This window comes from Porphyromonas vaginalis (assembly GCF_958301595.1).
GTDB classification, from domain to species: domain Bacteria; phylum Bacteroidota; class Bacteroidia; order Bacteroidales; family Porphyromonadaceae; genus Porphyromonas; species Porphyromonas vaginalis.
In genome coordinates this window covers 2,388,870-2,406,578 of the sequence record NZ_CATQJU010000001.1, presented here as the reverse complement: position 1 = coordinate 2,406,578, position 17,709 = coordinate 2,388,870, and the positions used below count along the sequence as shown (strand labels likewise).

Genomic DNA, 17,709 nt, shown 5'->3' with positions numbered 1-17,709 from the left:
ATATGTCATTGTATTTGGAATGGAGTAAGCGCGTCTCGGGTCTATCTAGTGGCTCTGTGGGTGTAGTTGGGAGCTTGCCAGGGATCTTGACGCTGACTAGTAGTTTGATACAGGCTAAGGACAAGGCCTCTGTCAGTCAAGACTTTGCGACGCTGACTCACAAGCTGGAAGATGGTAGCTATACGGAGGCTAACTGGTTAGAGTCTGATGAGTGGAGTCGTATCAAGGCAGCCGTGGAGGCTGGTCGTGTGTACCGTCAGGGTCGAGATGCTCATCTTACGGCGGTGGATCAGAAGGTCAGTGATACAGCGACGCTGGCGGGTCAGCTGTCAGGCCGCTTGACGACTGCAGAGGGTAGTCTGACTACGCTACAGAGTAATGCCGAGAAGACCTCCAAGCTTGCGGATGGCCTACAGAAATCTCTGAATAGTCTGAAGCAGAATAGTGTGATGACTTCGGACTTTGAGGATTTTAAGTCTGGAGAGTTTAGCCGCTTGTCTCGTCAGGTGATTAGTAAGGCCTCTGAGCTTGAAACGCTTGCGACGCTGGTTAAGAATGAGCAGTCGACGTGGACGGATACGGGAGTGCCGAGTCCTCAGAGTGGCGAGTCTGAGTCTTCGATTAAGGCTCGTACGATGCCATGGGGTAAGGGGGGAGATCCGAGCGTACATATAGGCGATACGTATATCGTGACTGGCACGGGCAGTGATCGTGGCAAGATGTATCGCTTCGTGCGTAATAGTAGTGGTCAGTACTACTGGGAGAAGGTGGCGGACAATGATGGTACGCTGGCCCTGTCTAAGGTGTCCGAAGAGGAGATAGCCCGAAAAGAGGCGCTGACGAATATGCAGACGGCTCTGACGGGAGAGATGAAAACTATACGCACAGATCTGAAGCAGGAGGCGACGAATAGACAGAGTGCTATCGCATCTGCTGTGCAGGCGTCCGAGAGCAAGATGTCGAATAGCTTTTCGTCGAAGATCTCGGAGCAGGTGCAGTCGCTGTACACGGTCAAGACGTTTCAGGATGGGTCTCTAGTGTCTGGTCGTATCGTGTCATCGGCACATGATAGTAGTGGTGGAGCTGTGATACGACATACGGCTGTGGTACGCAACCTGACGGGCGCAGATGTGACATCGTCTAAGGGTAGTGGCCTGCAGTGGACGGTTAATAAGGGTCGTACGAGTGCACCTCTAGAGCGTATCGTGACGGGGGCGCAGTGTGATGTGTCTGAGTCTGACTTGGTGAAGGAGTCCAGTGAGCCAGCGTATTACGATATTGAGTTGTACAGGAACTTCTAGGATATGATGTGGCAAGATATAGTGCCGTCTCTCGTGACGGCTATCGTCGGAGCCGTGAGTGCTGTGTGGGCATACTGGGCGGGCCGTAAGAAGCGTCACATAGAGCATGTGAAGGATACGAGTGACGCTATCCGAGAGCTAAATGAGACGATCACCATGCAGGCAGATCGCAATGGTGATCTGAATAGCAAGGTTATGAGCCTGCAGGAGGAGATAGCATCTCTCAAGCAAGCACTACTGGATACGACCCTAAAGCTTAAGGAGAAGGACGCTAAGCTGGACGAGGTGCTGCGCAATCAAGAGACCCTGATGGCTCAGCTCAACTACTATCGTAAGGTGGCTCCGCATATCAAGCCACCGAGGGGGTAGATGCTGGCTGTTGGCTTTTGGCCGTTGGCTAGAGTCACTAGAGCTACTAGAGCTAACAGCCAACTGCCCTCTAATCTCTAACATCTAATCTATAAAGTCTATGCTTGAGTATAGCACCCGCATCACGTCACAAGAGCCAGTCACTGAGGATATGAGACGAGGTCTCACCAGAGCCCTTGGCGATGCTTATGCTTGTCTGCAACAAACCACAAGCTTACAGCAAGGCCTCGAGTCCGCCAATAGCAGGATAGATAATAGCAGCCAATATGCCATCGGGCTGATCAACGAGACGCAGTCACAGCTATGCAACCTGCAGGTGCTAGGCATGTCTGATAGTGGCGTCATCGAGGTCAAGAGGCAGGCGTCTTGTGTGCGGTACGATATCCCGACGAGAGGTCGTGTGTACACCCCTCAGACCCAGCCGAAGCCTACCTACACAAAGGAGCAGATCCCCCTCACGCTACGCTCCACGCACAATGCGCTGAGAAAACATGTAAACATCATCTCAGAACGTCTCGCTCAGCTCGAGGCAGCGACACGGATCACACCCATCACCAATACTGACCTACGTCAGCGAGGCTCTACCCTCTACCCTCGGTACGGCGACTGGATACTGACGAGCGATGCTAGCGATCAGTACATATCATTCAGCGGGCTATCGGCCGAGATCGGTAGGAGCATCTACATACAGACCCGCCGCAAAGCCTATCTCTATGCCAATAGTCACTCCTTCTTCGGGCTATCGGCAGCCGGCAATGGTCTATCCTCCAATCAGTGGCTAGAGAGCAAGACGACCTACCGCTTTGTGCGTAAAGACGCCACCACGTGGCTCGTCACCTCTAGCTCGTCACCTTACCCGTGGGTTTAATTGGCTGTTAGCCTTTGGCCGTTAGCTTTTAGCCAACAGCCAACAGCAAAATATTAGAATGGCAAAGGTTGAGATATTAGCACCCTATATAAAGAAGTGGGAGGGGGGCTTTGTGAATGACCCCGCAGATCGTGGCGGTGCGACGAATATGGGCGTGACACTGTCGACCTATACGCAGTACTGCAAGCGTAAGGGCTACCCTCGCCCTACGGTGGACAGGCTACGGCGACTGACGGACGCTGAGTGGCTGGATATACTGAAGAGTATGTACTGGGATCGCTGGCAGGCTGATCGTATCGAGTCTCAGTGTGTGGCTAACATACTGGTGGACTGGGTGTGGGGTAGTGGCGCATACGGTATAACGATCCCTCAGCGACTGCTCGGTGTGCAGCGTGATGGTGTGGTGGGTGATGTGACGCTTGGCGCGTTGAATAGTCGTGGTAGTGCGTTCTTCGAGCGTCTGTATGCAGCTCGTGTGCAGTACCTACACGATATAACTAATAGTAGCGTGCGACGCTATGAGGCTCGGCTAGGTCGCAAGGCTACGGAGCGCGAGTTGCTGCGGTATACGAACAAACGCTTCCTAAAGGGCTGGCTGAATAGGCTTGCGGATATAAGACGGCTGGGCTCGGTCTAGCTGGAGGCATTTTCGTGAGGTTACGAAAATGGTTAGGAGGTATCTAGCTGGAGGCATTTCCGTGAGGTCTTTTATATCACGCAAAGACTCGGCTGAGCTCTTCGGCAAAGCTTTCGACGGCTTCTTTGATGCGCTCTTCTGTTCGCTCAGAAGGGTGTCTCTTGCCACAGACGTATTGCGAGAGCTGCGCTTTGTTGATGCCTGTGAGTTGCGATAGCCCTGATAGTGTCAAGTATCCCTTATAGCTCTGTAAGAAGGCGGTGACGTCCATCACAAAGCGAAATGTGTAAGCTACGTCTTCTCCCGTACGCTCCTTGTGGTCTGCTCTAGAGGCTTCATAGACGGCTAAGAAGTCAGCCTTAGCCTCGTCGATGGTCTTGCCGTCACCGATGACGCTATAAGCTAAATCCTCCTCTACGTAAATGGAGTAAAGCCCTTGCATATTGCTCTCGATGTGTGCTACAATCTCTTTCATCGTCTTATTGATTTTGGTTTGTACTAGAGTCCCGCCTCTCGCAGGATTTTCTTTAGCGTCCCGACCGCCACTTCTTCTTTGTCGTGGTGACTGGTGTAAAACATTCGCCCCGTGTGTGGGCTATACCACTGTGGGTGCTTAGCCATTGATAGCCCCGTAGGGTAGCACCCCGCTTTCCTGAGCTTGCGGTGTAGCTCGCTATACTTCATAACTTAGTCTTTGTATATGCAAATGTAATGCTTTCTTTTTGAATAGCAAGCAGGGCTATTTATCTATCTCTCCAAAGACATAATCCAAGACCTTGCGGTTGGCTTCGTCAGCTTTGTATGGGTTGCGCTTGACGTAGATAGCCGTCACGCCCGTGGGTGTGCGTCCTTGCGCCATATCGATAACGGGGTCGGGTACATCTAGCTCGGCGGCGATTGTAGCCCACGTGTGTCTGGCGTAGTAGGTGGTCAGGTGTGGCAGTATGCAGCGCAACCCTTTGTTGAGATGCCCTGGCACGGACTCTATCTGTGCATAGACCTCCATGAGGTTGAGCAGGTACTCGCCACTACCTTTGTGTCGCTCTATGATTTCCAGCGCTTCGGGCGGTATGGCGAGCGATATGGGTACGTCTGTCTTTTGTCGTAAGGTCTCAATGCGTCCGCCACGTATGTCGGACTTCTTCATGAGGATTAGGTCTCTGACGTTCATACCGCAGAGGCATAGCGAGAGGATAAATATATCTTTTGCTCTAGCATCTCTCTCTCCAGTCGGTTGGTAGGTTAGCACCGCTTTTAGCTCTTCGGCGGTCAATGCTCTGTGCTGTGTGGGCTGCGTGCGTATCTTGAATCGCCTGAATGGGTACTGGTCTATAGACATCAACTCCATATCGATGGCGTAGTTGATGACTGTGCGAATGTTCCTGAGATATACGGCAAGACCATTGAGTGACATACCTTCGGAGAGACAATAATTCTCAAAGGCTCTGAGCCAGCGGACGGTTACTTCGCTGAGCAATACGCCATGGTCGTAGTCCTCGACTTTCGTCTGTGCCGATCGCATGCTATCAACATACTTAAATCCTGATATGGGCTTGCGCTCCTCGATGAACCGCTCCATAATGCCTACAAGGGTGGGGGCTTCGCTTTGCTCTAGCTCTGCTGTCGGGTCTATGTCTCCTGACAATACGCTGTCTACATAGCTCTTGAGGTCGCTAGGCTTGGCGAACGTCTGCATATCTCCACTGTCTGTGAGCATATCCAGTAGCGCCTGCGCTCTCTGACGATAGCCCTCGATGAGGTTGTTGAGCATACGCCTATTGCGTGTCGTCACGACAACGCCATCGACAAAGTACTCCTCTCGTATAGATATGGGCAGCGTGTAGTATAGTGCGGAGCCACGGTATCGGTAGCGTAACTTAATGGGATCGTATTTTCCACTCCAAAATGCAATTTGGAGTGGAGCTCGCCCTGCTCCGGACGCCCCCTCCTCTCCTAGGAGGGCGGGAGGAGCAGGTAGCGAGCTGCCGAGACGAAAAAAGGGACGATGCGCTCACCGTCCCTTTAAGGTTAATGCAGTATATTTGCTGTGGAAACAAAAACTTAGCTATATACAAGTATGCATCTAACCCAAGCGCAAAGATACGAAATTGCTGCTCTTCTGAAGACTAACACGCCTCAAAAAAAGATCGCAGAGGTCATAGGAGTACACCCTAGCACCATCTGTAGAGAGATTAAGAGGAACTTGACACCCGCTGGCAACTATAGCCCTACTCAGGCTCAGATGTTTGCCAAAGAGCGACAAGACTGGAAGAACAAGGCAAGAGCTAAATTGACGAATGCTATGAAAGCTGATATTGTCCAGTGCATTGTAGAGCATAAATGGTCTCCAGAGCAAATTGCTGGAAGGCGAAAGCTGGAGGGCAAGCCGATGGTCGGTAAGACCTCCATTTACAAGTTCCTGCATCAAGACAAGAAAGCTGGAGGCAAGCTTTACAAACACACAAGGCATGGGCTAGCTTATCGCAAGCGACGCCTGGCCGTACCAATAAAAACAGACTGGCCTAAGCGAAAGTCCATAGAGACTCGTCCTGAGTGCATTGACCAGAAGGCACGAGTAGGAGATTTTGAGATGGATACCATTATAGGCAAAGAGCAGAAAGGAGCAATTTTAACGCTTGTAGAGCGTGTTACAGGCTTTACTATCATACGACTTCTGGAGCATGGCAAGGATGCCAAAGCTCTCGCCAGAGAGGTGAATAAAGCTCTGAGGTACTACAAGAAGATGGGACTGCTACACTCGATCACAACCGACAATGGAAGTGAGTTTGCCAAGTTTAAGACCATAGAGAGGTCTCTCAAAACGCCCGTCTACTTTGCCCACCCCTATCAATCCTGGGATAAGCCTCATATTGAGTACCTAAACAAACTGCTACGCCAGTTTATTCCTAAGGCCTCTACTTTCGAAGACTTAACTGACGCTGACCTTAGACGCTTTCAGAACCTACTAAACAATAGACCCCGTAAAAACCTAAACTATAAGACACCCAATGAAGTCATCAAAAACATCATTCTTGAGAAATTGCATTAGCGGGTGGAATGTACGGATAAGTTCCGTCTTGCTTGGCTCTGCGCTTATCCATAACTACTGATACTTGCATAATGCTTGGTATTGCGAGTGAGTTTTCCCTAGCGGGCTGTAGTTTGCGTTGCAACATTTGCAACGATTCTGTCCTCTTGTGTCCTTTCGATGCCTCATTTAGGGGCGTTTGTTGCAAATTCGTTGCAAATGGTAGGCTTGACTTTTTCATACGACGATATATAGCGAGTTAGTTATTCTTTCTAATCCGCTATATATCAGCCTATTCCGCTATGGTGGTCCCACTTGGGCTTGAACCAAGGACTCCCTGATTATGAGTCAGGTGCTCTAACCAACTGAGCTATAGGACCCGAGATCTAGCCACTGAGGCGTGTCTCTTGGTTGGCTCTGAGGAGCTTTACTTCAGAGCTAGTGGTCTGTATTCCTACTGGTAGGAAAGTGCCGTTCGCTCTGTCGTGGTGCAAAGGTAATGCTTTTTTCTGATATGAGAGCCTCCCCACAGAAAAAAAACTCACTGAGAGTGGGTATGGCGGGGACTATCTCAGGTGAAGTAAAATAGCTACCTTTGTCCCTAGAGTAATACATCAAGACACAACTACTATGAACAAGAAAAACTCTAATCTACCCTCTGAGTGTACGACCATCATCGTCGGCAGTCGGATGAGTGCTGATGGATCACGCATCGTAGCGCGCTCAGAAGACTGGGACGCTATGTTTGCTAAGAACCTCACGATCTATCGTCCAGGGGAGCCTGGCTCGGTCGATCCGATGCGCTTTGATGCATTCGATAGCCCCTTCGCTTGCGACTTGCCTGGCGAAGCGCAGAGCTACTCGGCTCTACCTCCCTACCACTTGAAAGGTCACTGGGGAAGTGCGGGCTTCAACGAGTCGGGTGTCGGCATGAGTGCTACGGAGTCTATCTTTAGCAGCGATGCTGCACTGGCTGTCGATCCCCTAGTAGAGGATGGCGTGGCTGAGAACTCAGTCTTCAACATCGTCCTCCCATACATCCACACGGCTCGTGAGGGCGTGGAGCGTCTCGGCAAGCTTATCGAGGAGTATGGCGTCAGCGAGGGCTTTGGCATTGGCTTCGTCGATAGCGATGAGATATGGTATCTAGAGACCGCCTCGGGGCACCGCTGGCTAGCTTGTCGCATCCCTGAGGAGCAGTACTTCGTCACGGGTAATCAGAGCCGCTTCCGCCAGTATGATCCCAAGGACAAGGAGCACTTTATGGCATCCAGCGACCTCATCGAGTTTGCCCAGGAGCATGGACTGTATGATCCGAAGGAGGGAGCCTTTGACTTTCACAAAGCTTACATCCGTGACGTGGAGCTAGACACGACGTACAACTATCCACGCGTCTGGGGACTCCAGCAGATGTTTACCCCTGCGATGAAGCAAGATGTGGCTGTCAACAACTTCCCCGTCTATGCTAAGGCTGAGAAGCCGATCACGATGGAGGCTATGCGCCACGCCTTCCGCTTTCACTACGACGGCACGGAGCATGACCCTTACCTCCACAGCAATCCGCACGAGGTGTACCGCCCTGTCTCTATCTTCCGTACTACGCAGACGCACATCCTACAGGTGCAGCCTAAGCTCCCTGTAGCTGTCGGACGCATCAACCACGTTTGTCTAGGTATGGCTGATCTAGGTCTCTTCGTACCGCTCTTCCAGGGTGTGACCTCTTACCCAGAGCCTTATACACGGGGTGGGGGAGAGTCTTCACAGGAGTCGGCTTACTGGACCTTCCGCAAGGTGCAGGTGCTCGGTATGACGAACTATAATAAGTATGCTCCGCTGATCAAGGCTCGCTACCACGCCTTCGAGATGGAGTGCGATGAGCGCATTGAGGAGATACAGCGTCGCTACTGTCACATGCTAGACAAGGGCATGACGCACGCTGCGCAGGATATGCTACAAGAAGCTTCGGACACTATCTTGTGGCATGCACTCGATGTGGCTGATGCTCTGATCGAGGAGCTCTTCACGCAGATGACCCGCGACATACAGGCCGAGTACCTCTTCCACGGAGCTTAGCCCGTAGAGTAAGGCCATTGCTTCTTACGGCAAATCTCTTCTAGAAGCAATACCTTATAACACAACAATAGAGCGATAACTTGGTTACCGCTCTATTGTTGTTTGTAGGCTACCTACAGATACGAAGATAGAGCGACACAAGTGCCACTCTACCCATCGTTTATTCACCTTAGAGCGGAAGACGGGGCTCAAACCCGCGACCCTCAGCTTGGAAGGCTGATGCTCTATCAACTGAGCTACTTCCGCATACTATGCGACTCTACCTATAGTCTAGCCATGATTGGCAGGCTGAGTCGCTTGAAGACGTAGACCTTATCGTGGGCAGTGATGGATTCGAACCACCGTAGGCTTGCGCCAGCTGAGTTACAGTCAGCCCCATTTGGCCACTCTGGTAACTGCCCCTTCGGTCGTCTAGATTACTCTGTCAACGCCTTAGTGAGTGCAAAGGTACAAAAAACTTTTGTCTTGACAACTGTCTTGCCGATCTAAAGAGAAGAAAAAAGCAATGAGACGTAGAACTGGCGGGGGACTGTATCGTGAGCGCTCCCGTCCATAAGACTATGTCTCATTGCATTGCCTCGATCTATCGAGGATCTAGTTATTGTCTCTTAGAGAGATGTGCGTTGACGAGATAGATACCCTTCTCACCAGCCATGCGTAGCTGGTCGATGATACCGAGTACGGTATTCTCCTCCTCGACCTGCTCATCGATGTAACGCTTAAAGAACGAGCTCGTAGCGTAGTCGCTCGTCTCTAGAGCCTCCTTGTATATGTTGTGTATCAGCTCTGTAACGTGGCACTCATGCTTGTAGGCTGCCTCAAAGAGTTCGATAGGAGTACCAAAGTGCTGAGGCATCTCAGCTACACCTGTGATATGTGGCTGCCCAGAGCGTGTCTGTAGGTAGTGTGCTATCTCTAGAGCGTGCTCGATCTCCTCGTGATACTGCTGGAGGAACCAGTGAGCGAAGCCATTGTATCCCTCTTCTTCCATCTGGAAAGACATAGCGAGGTAAAGGTATGCTGCGTGAAACTCTTCATTGATTTGAGCGTTGACCAGAGCGCCCATCTTTTCGTTGATCTTCATATTGCTTTGATTTAAGTTTTATTAGGCGAACCTATATCGTCCGCTGTTGCAAATATAGCAAATATTCTTCAGATGATTGTGGCGATCTTAGCCTTTTTTTGAAAATGCCTCTATGGTGGCGAAGCTCTCCCCATATTTTGAGAAAGTGATTAGTTGCTCATTTGGATTATAGTTGCTACCTTTGCACTCTGTAATAGGGGGTAAAGAGCTATCCCCCTTAGGAGAGATGCCAGAGTGACCGAATGGGCCGGACTCGAAATCCGGAAAGCGGCTTGTCCGCTTCGGGGGTTTGAATCCCTCTCTCTCCGCCAGCAAAGACTCCGAAGTGTCTCTAGAGACAAGCGAAAGCGAATTGTCGGCAATGCCTCAGTGTATTGCCAATAATTCGCTTTTTCTTTTAGTTCTCTCTCGATCGTAGTCGGGAAGTATTACTGTAAAAGTTTTTCAGCGGAAGAAGAGTCTTTTGCTCAAGGGGAGGGCTTGGCAATCAAAATAGGGAGCTCAACCGCTTCAATCGCTTCAATTCTAGGGTTGAGCTCCCTGGATATGCCTTTTCAGCCTTTTGTCGGACAGCAATAGATTAGGATCCTGTACAGATGGGCGTACAGCACTAATATACGAATAGACTGTCTGGAAGCACTGGTAGTCCTAAGTCTTGTCTGAGACTGTCAGATAGTGCTTGATCTCTCTTTTGAGGATAGGGCTGTTGTAGCCACTGTCGAAACCCCGAAAAGTATAATGTACGTTTCTCTTTCATCACATAATACTTATCAAGCAGGGTGGCTACAAATTCGGCAGGTAGTCTGCCAGCTTCCACCTCTCGCTTCAAGAGGTCATAAGTCTGTGGCTCTATCAGCCTTTGAGGATTATGTAGTAACACTGCGGGCAGGGCTTCCAATAGGTATCCGAAAGAGTCGTTGTACTTCCCTAAGTCTTTGATATACCCATAATGCTCGATGACCCAAATTGCTTTGGAGAAGCAGAGACTATCAGTATGAAGATTAAAAGCCCGACTGTTTGCGAAGAAAAGACTGGAGTTGTCTCTAATACCTTGATCTAGTGCTCTAATCTCAGCTAGTATTATCGCAATACTATCCAATCGTGTGATCTCTGAGTCAAGCTTTCTCTGAGGATTTGAATTGGTCGCAACAGGTGCACACGCTGTCAAGAGACAAGCGACGATTGTAAGTGCAAGTTTAATACGTCTCATTATGGTCTGTGATTTTCGTTAATTGACTTATTCTGTTTGCTTGCAAAGGTAGCCATTTACTTCGACACAATAGTGCCCTATTTGTCATCATTGGGAATAATGCGTGAGGCGTCAGATCGCTTCGCTTGGATCTTCTGATTGAGCGATGACTTGCCGAAGTAGTAAGCGATGGATAGCGAGATGCCCATATCCTCACCCCACGACTTCGTCCACCGATTGAAGTCCGGTGTGTGACTCTCTGATAAGCCCCACGAGTGGATGCCGTGTCCGAGGCTTTGCCTCCAAGACTTGTATGCCCATAAAGTCAGCATCACACGGGAACCAATGCCTTTGCTCATCATAATGTTGCATTGCATCATCCCATCCTGGGTGGTGTAGAGATAGTGGTAAGGAGATGAGTAGCTGAAGTTGATATCTGCTGTCCAGTCGTAGCGGTCTGAAAGCGTGAAGGCATTGTTGAAGGAGCCGTCCGCCATCCAGGTTCGGTAGTTGCACCCATACTGAGGGAGTCCTGCTATGGTCACCTCATTACGAGTGTATCGTCCCGACACATTAGCATTGGCATACCACCACGAGGTGATGTTACCTCCATATCCCATAGAGAGGCTCAGCGACCGACCGACACCGTAGTTGTAGCTCTTAGTCGCAATTACTCGATCAGGAGTCAGTATAGCAAAGCTGCCGATGTTGTCTCGCGTCTCTCCGTAATAAGCTTGTGCATAAAAGTTGCGGTAGCGAGCCGTCAAGGTGTGAAACATAGAGCGAGCTGGTCTCAACTCTGGATTGCCCTGCGTGTAGGCATTCATTGCGGTCCACTTGACAAAGGGCGAGTACGATGCAAAGGAGGAGTAGTCATTACTCATGGAGAAGCCATACGAGAGACTCAATGCACCTTGTCGCCAAGACACACTGGCATAGGGGAGCAGGTACCATCGCCCAGAATAGTGTTGCCTCGCACCATCATCATAAGCCCCCGATGTACTATGATATTGTCCATACAGCCCACCATACAGCGTGATATTGTACGGGAGCTGATAGTATGCCAAGAGATACGGGAGATGCAGCATCTCGCTGTAATGCAATGTGCGGTCTGCTGGACGAAAGCTGCCTGGGATCACACGGATGTCGTAGGTCTCATTGTAGCGAGCTTGGCTCAGCGAACTATTGTTGCCTAAATAGAGGTATAGTCTCTCAGAGAGCGGGATCGATAGTTGCGTTTTAAGGGAGTAGCCACTCGTTGTCATCGGGAGGTTGGACTGGTAGTCCAAGTAGGCTGGAAGACTTGGCAGGTCACTCCTATTATAGCGTTGGCTCATCGTCTGGCGGTAGTCACTCCATAGACCGCTAACTTCTGCCGTCAAGTACATACCACGGGGAAGCTTGCCTTGGTAGTAGATGATACTCCCTAGGTAGCTATCCACGTAGTCTCTGTTGATCTGTCCCGTGAAGGTCGAGTCTATGCCGACGGAGCTATAACGGTCGGTTATAGTAGTATGCGGCTTGCCTCCATAGCGATAGAGATCTATTGAGGCTCCCACCGTATGTCCCTCCGCAATCTTGTATTCTCCCGTCAAGTTGAGGTCATATTGACGACGACGAGTGTCTCGGAGCTGCTCCGAGGTATTGATCACGCCTGACTGCAAGTAGTGAGTCTCTCCCTCAGACCGCTCATAGTCTCTCAAGTTACGAGCCCCAGCGTAGAGCTGCACTTGCCATCTGGGTGCCTGATAGACGAGTGTCGTGCTGAGCGTCTCCTTCCGCTTTCTCGTGCGGATCAGTTCTCCACGCAGACTCCCTTGGAACCCCACATTGTTGTCCTCGATGACAAGATCGATGACTGCTGTACGTTCACCGACGCCATACTCTGGTGAGGGCTGATAAAGTACTTTCATCGATTTGATCTGGCTTGCTGATAGCGTCTTGAGATAGCTCATTAAGGCCGACTTTGACATAAGGGAGCGGCGACCATTGATAAAGAACACAACATCGTCCGTACCCACCACGGAATAGCTGTCCAAACCCTTCTTTGAGATCATCGGCACATAGGCAAGAAGATCTACGGCAGTACGATTGCTGATTAAGTCTTGATTAAGGATGCGGCACTCGATGCCACCTACGATTGGCTTAGTACGCACTTGATGCGCTAAGACGACCACCTCTCCGAGTGCAGTGTCATCATCCTCCATGATCACCTCTCGGTAAGCTTCTAGTGTGGCATCGTATGGGATAGTGACTTGCTTAGCTCCAATGAGTGAATAGGTAACGCTGAATGCCTTTTCGGGGAGTCTCATCGCATACCTACCTAAACTATCCGTTACAGCCATCGTAAGCAATGTGGAGTCTTGGTTACTATATAGCAACACATGCACATTTTCCAGCGGAGTACGCTCCTTTGAGACGACTCTACCTGTTACTTCCTGTGCAGTTGTGGCTTGTAGAGACAGACCAAGGCAACACAGTATTATAGCTATGGTGGAAGTTACTTTTGTAATCTTCATATCTTGTCGGCTAATACAGAGCGTAGTTTCTTTCGTTCTGATACTAAGGGCCCTACGGGACTTTACAGCAATGTTTTATGAATGGAGTTACCGATGCGGACTATATAGGTACCTCTTGACGGCATTGGAATGGAATGGGAGGAGGAGATGAAGCTTCCTTGCGCTATCAGCGTCCCATCTATGGCATAAACAGCATACGAAACAGGAGAGGAAAGGCTTTCCGTCGCCTCAATGACCAGTCGGCCGTCTTTTCCATAGATCTTGTATTTTCCAGCATCGTCCGCCGAGGGCGTTTCTATCCCTGTAGGGAGCTTATCCGTCTCTATGATATTGGTAAAGTAACTCCACCCGAAAGCTTCACGGTACTTCTCGCCCGATCCGATGGGAACATACACAGGTATGTCGTTGGGGGTATAGCCGTGAAAAGTTTCATGTTTCCCCTCTTCGTTAGTATCACAAGATGGTGGAATAGGAGAGAGCGAATATATTTTCTTGACGTATTTCCAATTTGCACAAGTCCCTGCCCCCAAGTACTCAAGAGAATTTGGGAATACGATAGAATCAACTGCAACATACCAAAGAGCATCCTTCTCTATGCGTTTCAATCCATTGGGCAAGTTTACTGGTTTGAGCATTACATCCCCACAAAAGGCCGCCTCATCTATTATTGTCACGCTCTTTGGGATATTCACAGTCTCCAACAAAGGACACCAAGACGCAAGAGAAGCGGGGATCGTATTAATATTCTCTGGTAACTGTATCTTCTTTAATGCTGGGCACATAGAGAAAATACTCTCTCCCAACTCTATGACTGTATTAGGAAGTATTGCTTCTATGAGGTCACATCCCAAAAAAGCAGCGAGTTTGATTTGCTCCAAACCCTCAGGAAAGTTTACCTCTACCACTCTTGTGTTATAGAAAGCAGATATGCCAATGCTTTTAAGCGTAGAAGGAAGAATCAACTTACCAAAAGATTGACAGTTAATGAAGCATTGGGTGGGAATGTCCGTGATCCCCTCTGGGATAATTAAAGGGTCTGTACTCAGCCAATGGCAATTTGAAAAGCACGAACGCCCCAACTTCCTTAGGCTCTTAGGAAGATTCACTTGTTCTAATCTCATTCGGGAAAAAGCGAAATCTCCTATTTCCTGAATACCCTCGGGAAGGATCAGACGACGTATTGGCAGATAGACGACTCCTTCATATGCTCTTGGATCATCAACGAGTTGCCTGTCTCTTTTAAAAAGTGCACGTACAGGGATCTTATTATTCTCCACCTGTGCATGCTCTAGATTCAATACCGTGAGTTTTCCCTCGAAACTGCATTTCCACAAGGTTGTGAAATCGGCTTCGTTGATAGGTCCATGCACGATCAAAGAATCCACAGTATCCCACTTGTCGCCCAAGACTTGCTCCAACTGACCGTAGTCGCTCACCTTCGCATCATAGAAACTGACTTGTCCCCATGCCTTTTGAGAGAAAAAGAGGGCAAAGACCAAACACATCATCAAAAGGTAACTTCTCATTGGCATCATCATTGCGTAGTTTTACTTTAGAGTGAGAAACGTCCCTTGTTGCTGTCTAAGGAGGATGGAACAGACTCTTGAAGCGTTGCCTCTATTTCTTCATTTTCAATTGGCATATTGGGCAGAAAAGAGGCGATCTGGTTTATGTAAGCAGGTCTATCCATAATCCGCGATTCTTATTTTACGACCTGTTGCTGGTAGATATAATCCCAAAGTCTCTGTAAGTCAGGGATGGACAATTTATCCACTAAGGCTCCTCCATAGGACAACCCCATATATAGGTTATGAAAAGTGCTTGCAAGCAACGCCTCATTGGTGTCTGGGTGTATTTCGTTCTTTTCTTTGGCTAAGTTGATCGCTTTCTCCCAAGCATCTATCTTTCTCTTTTCGTATTCAAGAGCTTTCTCTTGCCATCCTTCGTAGTGATCTTTCAGATAAAGGGCAAAGCTCATAAAGCTTGCGGGGGTTATTTCCACATTTGTCTTTTGTACGAATGTCTTCATTCTTGCTTCAATGACTTCCAAGCACTTACCCATAAACGCTTTTAAGGGGGTTGAGCTACTCAAGTATTCCTCTCCGTAGTTGACCTCTTCAAGAAAAGAAAGTACGAAATAGTCCGCCGACTGCTTAAATATATCCTCCTTATTGATGAAGTGATGGAATATGGCTCCACGAGTAATCTTTGCAGCACGCTCAATGTCTGGTACACTAGTGCCATCATAACCTTTGGCTAAGAACAGCTTGAAGCTTTCTCTCAGTATAGTTTCTTTTGTACTCTTCATAGCTTGTCTGACGATACAGAACGTTATGTTTTTATTCTGAGGCAAAGGTTGCAATAAATTCTGACTTGACAAAACTTTCTCTCAACTTTCTTGTTCATCACTTATGGCTAATGTCCATTTTGAGGGGATAGAAGTCAACACTGAGACGTGATAGACAATGTCTCTCAGGCTCCTCGCTTATCGTTGTGTATAGCTCTTGAAACTTCGATTATGATGCGTCATCCCTGACTGGGCAAATGAGACGTTGGCTCGTTACAATAATTAGGAGTCGACTACATATCGATACGGCGCTGTGTCGGGGAAAAGTGATTTCCACGTGGATATTTCAAAATCTCTAGGTGGGGAATAAAAAATTTCTCGGAAGAATGAAATGAAACTTCGGAGGAATCAAATGAAACTTCGGAGGAAATGAATTGCGCCCACGTGGAAAATTGTCCTCTTCCTGAAAAAAGTACACAGTTGGGAAGGTATTACTGAGATGGTACTCGGGTCATTTTTGTTAGTCCTGTGAGTGTACTCATTTGTTAGTTTTGCTCTTGCTGGGGTACACGACTTGTGGTCGTTTTTACTGCGGAGGTACACAAAGATAGGTCTTTGTGTGGAGTTAAGCGGCATGAGCTCGGAGATTTGAGGCTCGGAGCTTTTGGTGAATTGTTCTTAGATGTCTGTTTCTTAGAGGGTTGTGTGGTTATAGGGTTGGGGTAATCTGGTATGAGCATCTGCATCGGAGTCTTCTTGTTGATGGCTCGATGAGGACGCGCTGTGTTATAGAGAGCAATCGTTTGCGAGAGGATCTCTCGAACTTGATCTATGGGCTTATCCTCGAAGTTGTAGAGCCAGTCGTTCTTGATGATCCCGTTAAGTCGCTCTGCCATAGCGTTGTGGAGAGGGTTGCCTGTCTGGGTGACACTGGTTACGATGCCTAGGCTGGCCTCGTAGTCGGTCATCTGCTTGGAGACATATTGACAGCCTCGGTCGCTATGGAAGATGAGCCCTTTGAGGTCAAAGCCATGCTTCTGGTAGAAGTCAACGGTCTGTCTTAGTGCGTTGTAGGGGCCCTCTGTGGAGAGCGTGGGCTGCAGGTCAAAGCCGGTGATGATGCGGCTATAAGCGTCCATCGTCAGGGAGAGATATGCGAAGCCACCTAAACATTTGACGTAGGTTATGTCTGAGACGGTGAGCCGGCAATGGTCTGTGGCGATGTATTTAGGGGTGGTGTTCAGGTGGTCTTGGAAGCCGTGATTGACCACGCCCTTGGTCGTCTGGGGTGGACGCTTGCGCTTGCGACTTCTCAGTAGCATGTCGTTGGCTCCTAATACTTTGTATAGCCAGTCGCGACCTACTTGGAAGGTCCCTTTGAAGTATTCGTTGGCACACTGCTGGAGGGTGTCTACGCCTGCTTTGGGGAGTTGACCGCGCACATACTGGCAATAGTGTAGGACGGAGGCTACTTTGACATCTTCGTCTTGCTCTGTGAAGGTGTGCTTGTAGTAGCCTTTGCGGCTGACTTCTAGTAGCTGACAAAGGTAGGTTATGGAGAGCTTTTGACCTCTCACTTTGGCGGATTCAAGCGTTTTCACGGCTGCAAATCGGTCTTTTTTTTTTAGATCAATATGGTAGCGATTCAAGACCTCTTCGAGTAGTGTCTTATTGACTAAGGCCTTGCTCTCAGCCTGGAAGAGGGCTGCTTTGAGGCGAGCGTTTTCGCGCTTGAGTTCTGCGTACTCTGGATCTACGTCTTTGTTCTTGTTTGTCTTGCTCATAGTGCTACTGCTGCTTTGGTTGGGTAACTCTACTCCAAAGGTACGCAACCAATTTCGAATGGTGCGTGTGGTAATGCCGTAGCGCTGGCTGGTCGTGGCGATGCTCTCGCCAGTGGCTAGGAGGTCATCAATGACTCTCCACTTGAAATCTAGGGGATATCCCTTTCGTCCTCGGTTACTTTTTTCTTCTTTCATAGTTGTTGGGGTTGGCTTCCCAACTGTGTACTATTTCAGGAGAGGACAAATAAAAAATATCCACGTGGAGATTTGAGATTTCCCACGTGGATATTCGAGAAAGGAGGGAATCGGACGAATTTCCCCGTAAAGATATGTAAATAGTGATTAGAGGTTAGAAGTTAGAAGTTAGAAGCGTCATACTGGCGTCCCGTCAGGTGGTTGGGTACAGCGTACTGGTTGCGATGATCGCTTCCAGAGGGTAGAGAGACCTCAGGGCTTACTAAGCGAGACCCTTCTTGAGACTGTTGCATAAAGGCGAATCGCTGTGTTGCTTTCGGGATTCGGCTTCGGTCACATACGGAGGTATGCTCCCTTCAGACCTCACCCTCAGCG

15 protein-coding genes and 4 tRNA genes are annotated in these 17,709 nt (G+C 49.1%); 7 read left to right on the top strand and 12 right to left on the bottom strand.

Annotated features, from left to right (window positions below):
- Window positions 1-2 precede the first annotated feature (2 nt).
- The 4 genes from Q2J34_RS09385 to Q2J34_RS09370 all read left to right on the top strand — a co-directional run bounded on the left by Q2J34_RS09385 (window position 3) and on the right by Q2J34_RS09370 (window position 3,175).
- Complete coding sequence (locus Q2J34_RS09385) at window positions 3-1,301, top strand: hypothetical protein (RefSeq protein ID WP_300970070.1); 1,299 nt, start codon at window positions 3-5, stop codon at window positions 1,299-1,301.
- 3 nt (window positions 1,302-1,304) lie between these two features.
- Window positions 1,305-1,670 carry a hypothetical protein gene (locus tag Q2J34_RS09380; RefSeq protein WP_300970069.1) on the top strand — a complete coding sequence of 122 codons (366 nt, stop codon included), beginning with the start codon at window positions 1,305-1,307 and terminating at the stop codon, window positions 1,668-1,670.
- Between the two features lie 100 nt (window positions 1,671-1,770).
- Window positions 1,771-2,538 (top strand): hypothetical protein, encoded by a 768-nt coding sequence (locus Q2J34_RS09375; protein WP_300970068.1) that lies wholly within the window; start codon window positions 1,771-1,773, stop codon window positions 2,536-2,538.
- 58 nt (window positions 2,539-2,596) lie between these two features.
- Window positions 2,597-3,175, top strand: a complete 579-nt coding sequence (locus Q2J34_RS09370; RefSeq protein ID WP_300970067.1) for a glycoside hydrolase family 108 protein — start codon at window positions 2,597-2,599, stop codon at window positions 3,173-3,175.
- A 76-nt stretch (window positions 3,176-3,251) separates the two neighbouring features.
- Here the strand turns inward: Q2J34_RS09370 and Q2J34_RS09365 are convergent, their stop codons facing one another.
- From Q2J34_RS09365 to Q2J34_RS09355, 3 genes are read right to left on the bottom strand one after another with little or no spacing between them, the layout of a single operon-like run.
- The gene (locus tag Q2J34_RS09365; protein WP_300970066.1) at window positions 3,252-3,650 is read right to left on the bottom strand and encodes a hypothetical protein; all 399 of its coding nucleotides are present in this window, start codon (window positions 3,648-3,650) and stop codon (window positions 3,252-3,254) included.
- 23 nt (window positions 3,651-3,673) lie between these two features.
- Window positions 3,674-3,859, bottom strand: a complete 186-nt coding sequence (locus Q2J34_RS09360) for a type II toxin-antitoxin system HicA family toxin (RefSeq protein ID WP_300970065.1) — start codon at window positions 3,857-3,859, stop codon at window positions 3,674-3,676.
- Window positions 3,860-3,914: 55 nt separating this feature from the next.
- Window positions 3,915-4,946 (bottom strand): tyrosine-type recombinase/integrase, encoded by a 1,032-nt coding sequence (locus Q2J34_RS09355; protein WP_300970064.1) that lies wholly within the window; start codon window positions 4,944-4,946, stop codon window positions 3,915-3,917.
- A gap of 306 nt (window positions 4,947-5,252) precedes the next feature.
- Here Q2J34_RS09355 and Q2J34_RS09350 point away from each other — a divergent pair, with 306 nt between their 5' ends.
- On the top strand, window positions 5,253-6,224 hold the full coding sequence (locus tag Q2J34_RS09350) for an IS30 family transposase (protein ID WP_300969182.1): 972 nt from the start codon (window positions 5,253-5,255) through the stop codon (window positions 6,222-6,224).
- A 282-nt stretch (window positions 6,225-6,506) separates the two neighbouring features.
- On the opposite strand, the gene Q2J34_RS09345 is transcribed toward Q2J34_RS09350, so the two are convergent.
- A tRNA-Ile gene (locus tag Q2J34_RS09345) sits at window positions 6,507-6,583 on the bottom strand.
- Window positions 6,584-6,833: 250 nt separating this feature from the next.
- On the opposite strand from Q2J34_RS09345, the gene Q2J34_RS09340 reads away from it, so the two are divergent.
- Window positions 6,834-8,276 carry a C69 family dipeptidase gene (locus tag Q2J34_RS09340; protein WP_298889697.1) on the top strand — a complete coding sequence of 481 codons (1,443 nt, stop codon included), beginning with the start codon at window positions 6,834-6,836 and terminating at the stop codon, window positions 8,274-8,276.
- A 173-nt stretch (window positions 8,277-8,449) separates the two neighbouring features.
- Here Q2J34_RS09340 and Q2J34_RS09335 read toward each other — a convergent pair.
- From Q2J34_RS09335 to Q2J34_RS09325, 3 genes are all read right to left on the bottom strand, one after another.
- Window positions 8,450-8,522 (bottom strand) — tRNA-Gly (locus Q2J34_RS09335).
- Window positions 8,523-8,594: 72 nt separating this feature from the next.
- Window positions 8,595-8,677: transfer RNA gene (locus tag Q2J34_RS09330), tRNA-Tyr, on the bottom strand.
- Window positions 8,678-8,874: 197 nt separating this feature from the next.
- Window positions 8,875-9,360: a ferritin gene (locus Q2J34_RS09325; protein ID WP_298889699.1), complete on the bottom strand. Its 486-nt coding sequence runs from the start codon at window positions 9,358-9,360 to the stop codon at window positions 8,875-8,877.
- A gap of 220 nt (window positions 9,361-9,580) precedes the next feature.
- Here Q2J34_RS09325 and Q2J34_RS09320 point away from each other — a divergent pair.
- Window positions 9,581-9,671 (top strand) — tRNA-Ser (locus tag Q2J34_RS09320).
- A 976-nt stretch (window positions 9,672-10,647) separates the two neighbouring features.
- On the opposite strand, the gene Q2J34_RS09315 is transcribed toward Q2J34_RS09320, so the two are convergent.
- From Q2J34_RS09315 to Q2J34_RS09295, 5 genes are all read right to left on the bottom strand, one after another.
- Window positions 10,648-12,861 (bottom strand): outer membrane beta-barrel protein, encoded by a 2,214-nt coding sequence (locus Q2J34_RS09315; protein ID WP_298889702.1) that lies wholly within the window; start codon window positions 12,859-12,861, stop codon window positions 10,648-10,650.
- Window positions 12,862-13,130: 269 nt separating this feature from the next.
- Window positions 13,131-14,600 carry a leucine-rich repeat domain-containing protein gene (locus Q2J34_RS09310; protein WP_422764151.1) on the bottom strand — a complete coding sequence of 490 codons (1,470 nt, stop codon included), beginning with the start codon at window positions 14,598-14,600 and terminating at the stop codon, window positions 13,131-13,133.
- A 170-nt stretch (window positions 14,601-14,770) separates the two neighbouring features.
- A complete protein-coding gene (locus Q2J34_RS09305) occupies window positions 14,771-15,376 on the bottom strand; it encodes a TetR/AcrR family transcriptional regulator (protein WP_300970063.1) in 606 nt (201 codons plus the stop codon).
- 524 nt (window positions 15,377-15,900) lie between these two features.
- The gene (locus Q2J34_RS09300) at window positions 15,901-17,334 is read right to left on the bottom strand and encodes an IS3 family transposase (protein WP_300969099.1); all 1,434 of its coding nucleotides are present in this window, start codon (window positions 17,332-17,334) and stop codon (window positions 15,901-15,903) included.
- A gap of 161 nt (window positions 17,335-17,495) precedes the next feature.
- Window positions 17,496-17,627, bottom strand: coding sequence for a hypothetical protein (locus Q2J34_RS09295; protein WP_298889708.1), 132 nt, complete (start codon window positions 17,625-17,627; stop codon window positions 17,496-17,498).
- Between the last annotated feature and the right edge of the window lie 82 nt (window positions 17,628-17,709).

Excerpts from the sequence above, each read along its gene's own strand:
- Q2J34_RS09385 (WP_300970070.1), top strand. The coding sequence starts at position 3 with ATGTCATTGTATTTGGAATGGAGTAAGCGCGTCTCGGGTCTATCTAGT.
- Q2J34_RS09380 (WP_300970069.1), top strand. The coding sequence starts at position 1,305 with ATGATGTGGCAAGATATAGTGCCGTCTCTCGTGACGGCTATCGTCGGA.
- Q2J34_RS09375 (WP_300970068.1), top strand. The coding sequence starts at position 1,771 with ATGCTTGAGTATAGCACCCGCATCACGTCACAAGAGCCAGTCACTGAG.
- Q2J34_RS09370 (WP_300970067.1), top strand. The coding sequence starts at position 2,597 with ATGGCAAAGGTTGAGATATTAGCACCCTATATAAAGAAGTGGGAGGGG.
- Q2J34_RS09365 (WP_300970066.1), bottom strand. The coding sequence starts at position 3,650 with ATGAAAGAGATTGTAGCACACATCGAGAGCAATATGCAAGGGCTTTAC.
- Q2J34_RS09360 (WP_300970065.1), bottom strand. The coding sequence starts at position 3,859 with ATGAAGTATAGCGAGCTACACCGCAAGCTCAGGAAAGCGGGGTGCTAC.
- Q2J34_RS09355 (WP_300970064.1), bottom strand. The coding sequence starts at position 4,946 with ATGCTCAACAACCTCATCGAGGGCTATCGTCAGAGAGCGCAGGCGCTA.
- Q2J34_RS09350 (WP_300969182.1), top strand. The coding sequence starts at position 5,253 with ATGCATCTAACCCAAGCGCAAAGATACGAAATTGCTGCTCTTCTGAAG.
- Q2J34_RS09340 (WP_298889697.1), top strand. The coding sequence starts at position 6,834 with ATGAACAAGAAAAACTCTAATCTACCCTCTGAGTGTACGACCATCATC.
- Q2J34_RS09325 (WP_298889699.1), bottom strand. The coding sequence starts at position 9,360 with ATGAAGATCAACGAAAAGATGGGCGCTCTGGTCAACGCTCAAATCAAT.
- Q2J34_RS09315 (WP_298889702.1), bottom strand. The coding sequence starts at position 12,861 with ATGAGACTCCCCGAAAAGGCATTCAGCGTTACCTATTCACTCATTGGA.
- Q2J34_RS09310 (WP_422764151.1), bottom strand. The coding sequence starts at position 14,600 with ATGCCAATGAGAAGTTACCTTTTGATGATGTGTTTGGTCTTTGCCCTC.
- Q2J34_RS09305 (WP_300970063.1), bottom strand. The coding sequence starts at position 15,376 with ATGAAGAGTACAAAAGAAACTATACTGAGAGAAAGCTTCAAGCTGTTC.
- Q2J34_RS09300 (WP_300969099.1), bottom strand. The coding sequence starts at position 17,334 with ATGAAAGAAGAAAAAAGTAACCGAGGACGAAAGGGATATCCCCTAGAT.
- Q2J34_RS09295 (WP_298889708.1), bottom strand. The coding sequence starts at position 17,627 with ATGCAACAGTCTCAAGAAGGGTCTCGCTTAGTAAGCCCTGAGGTCTCT.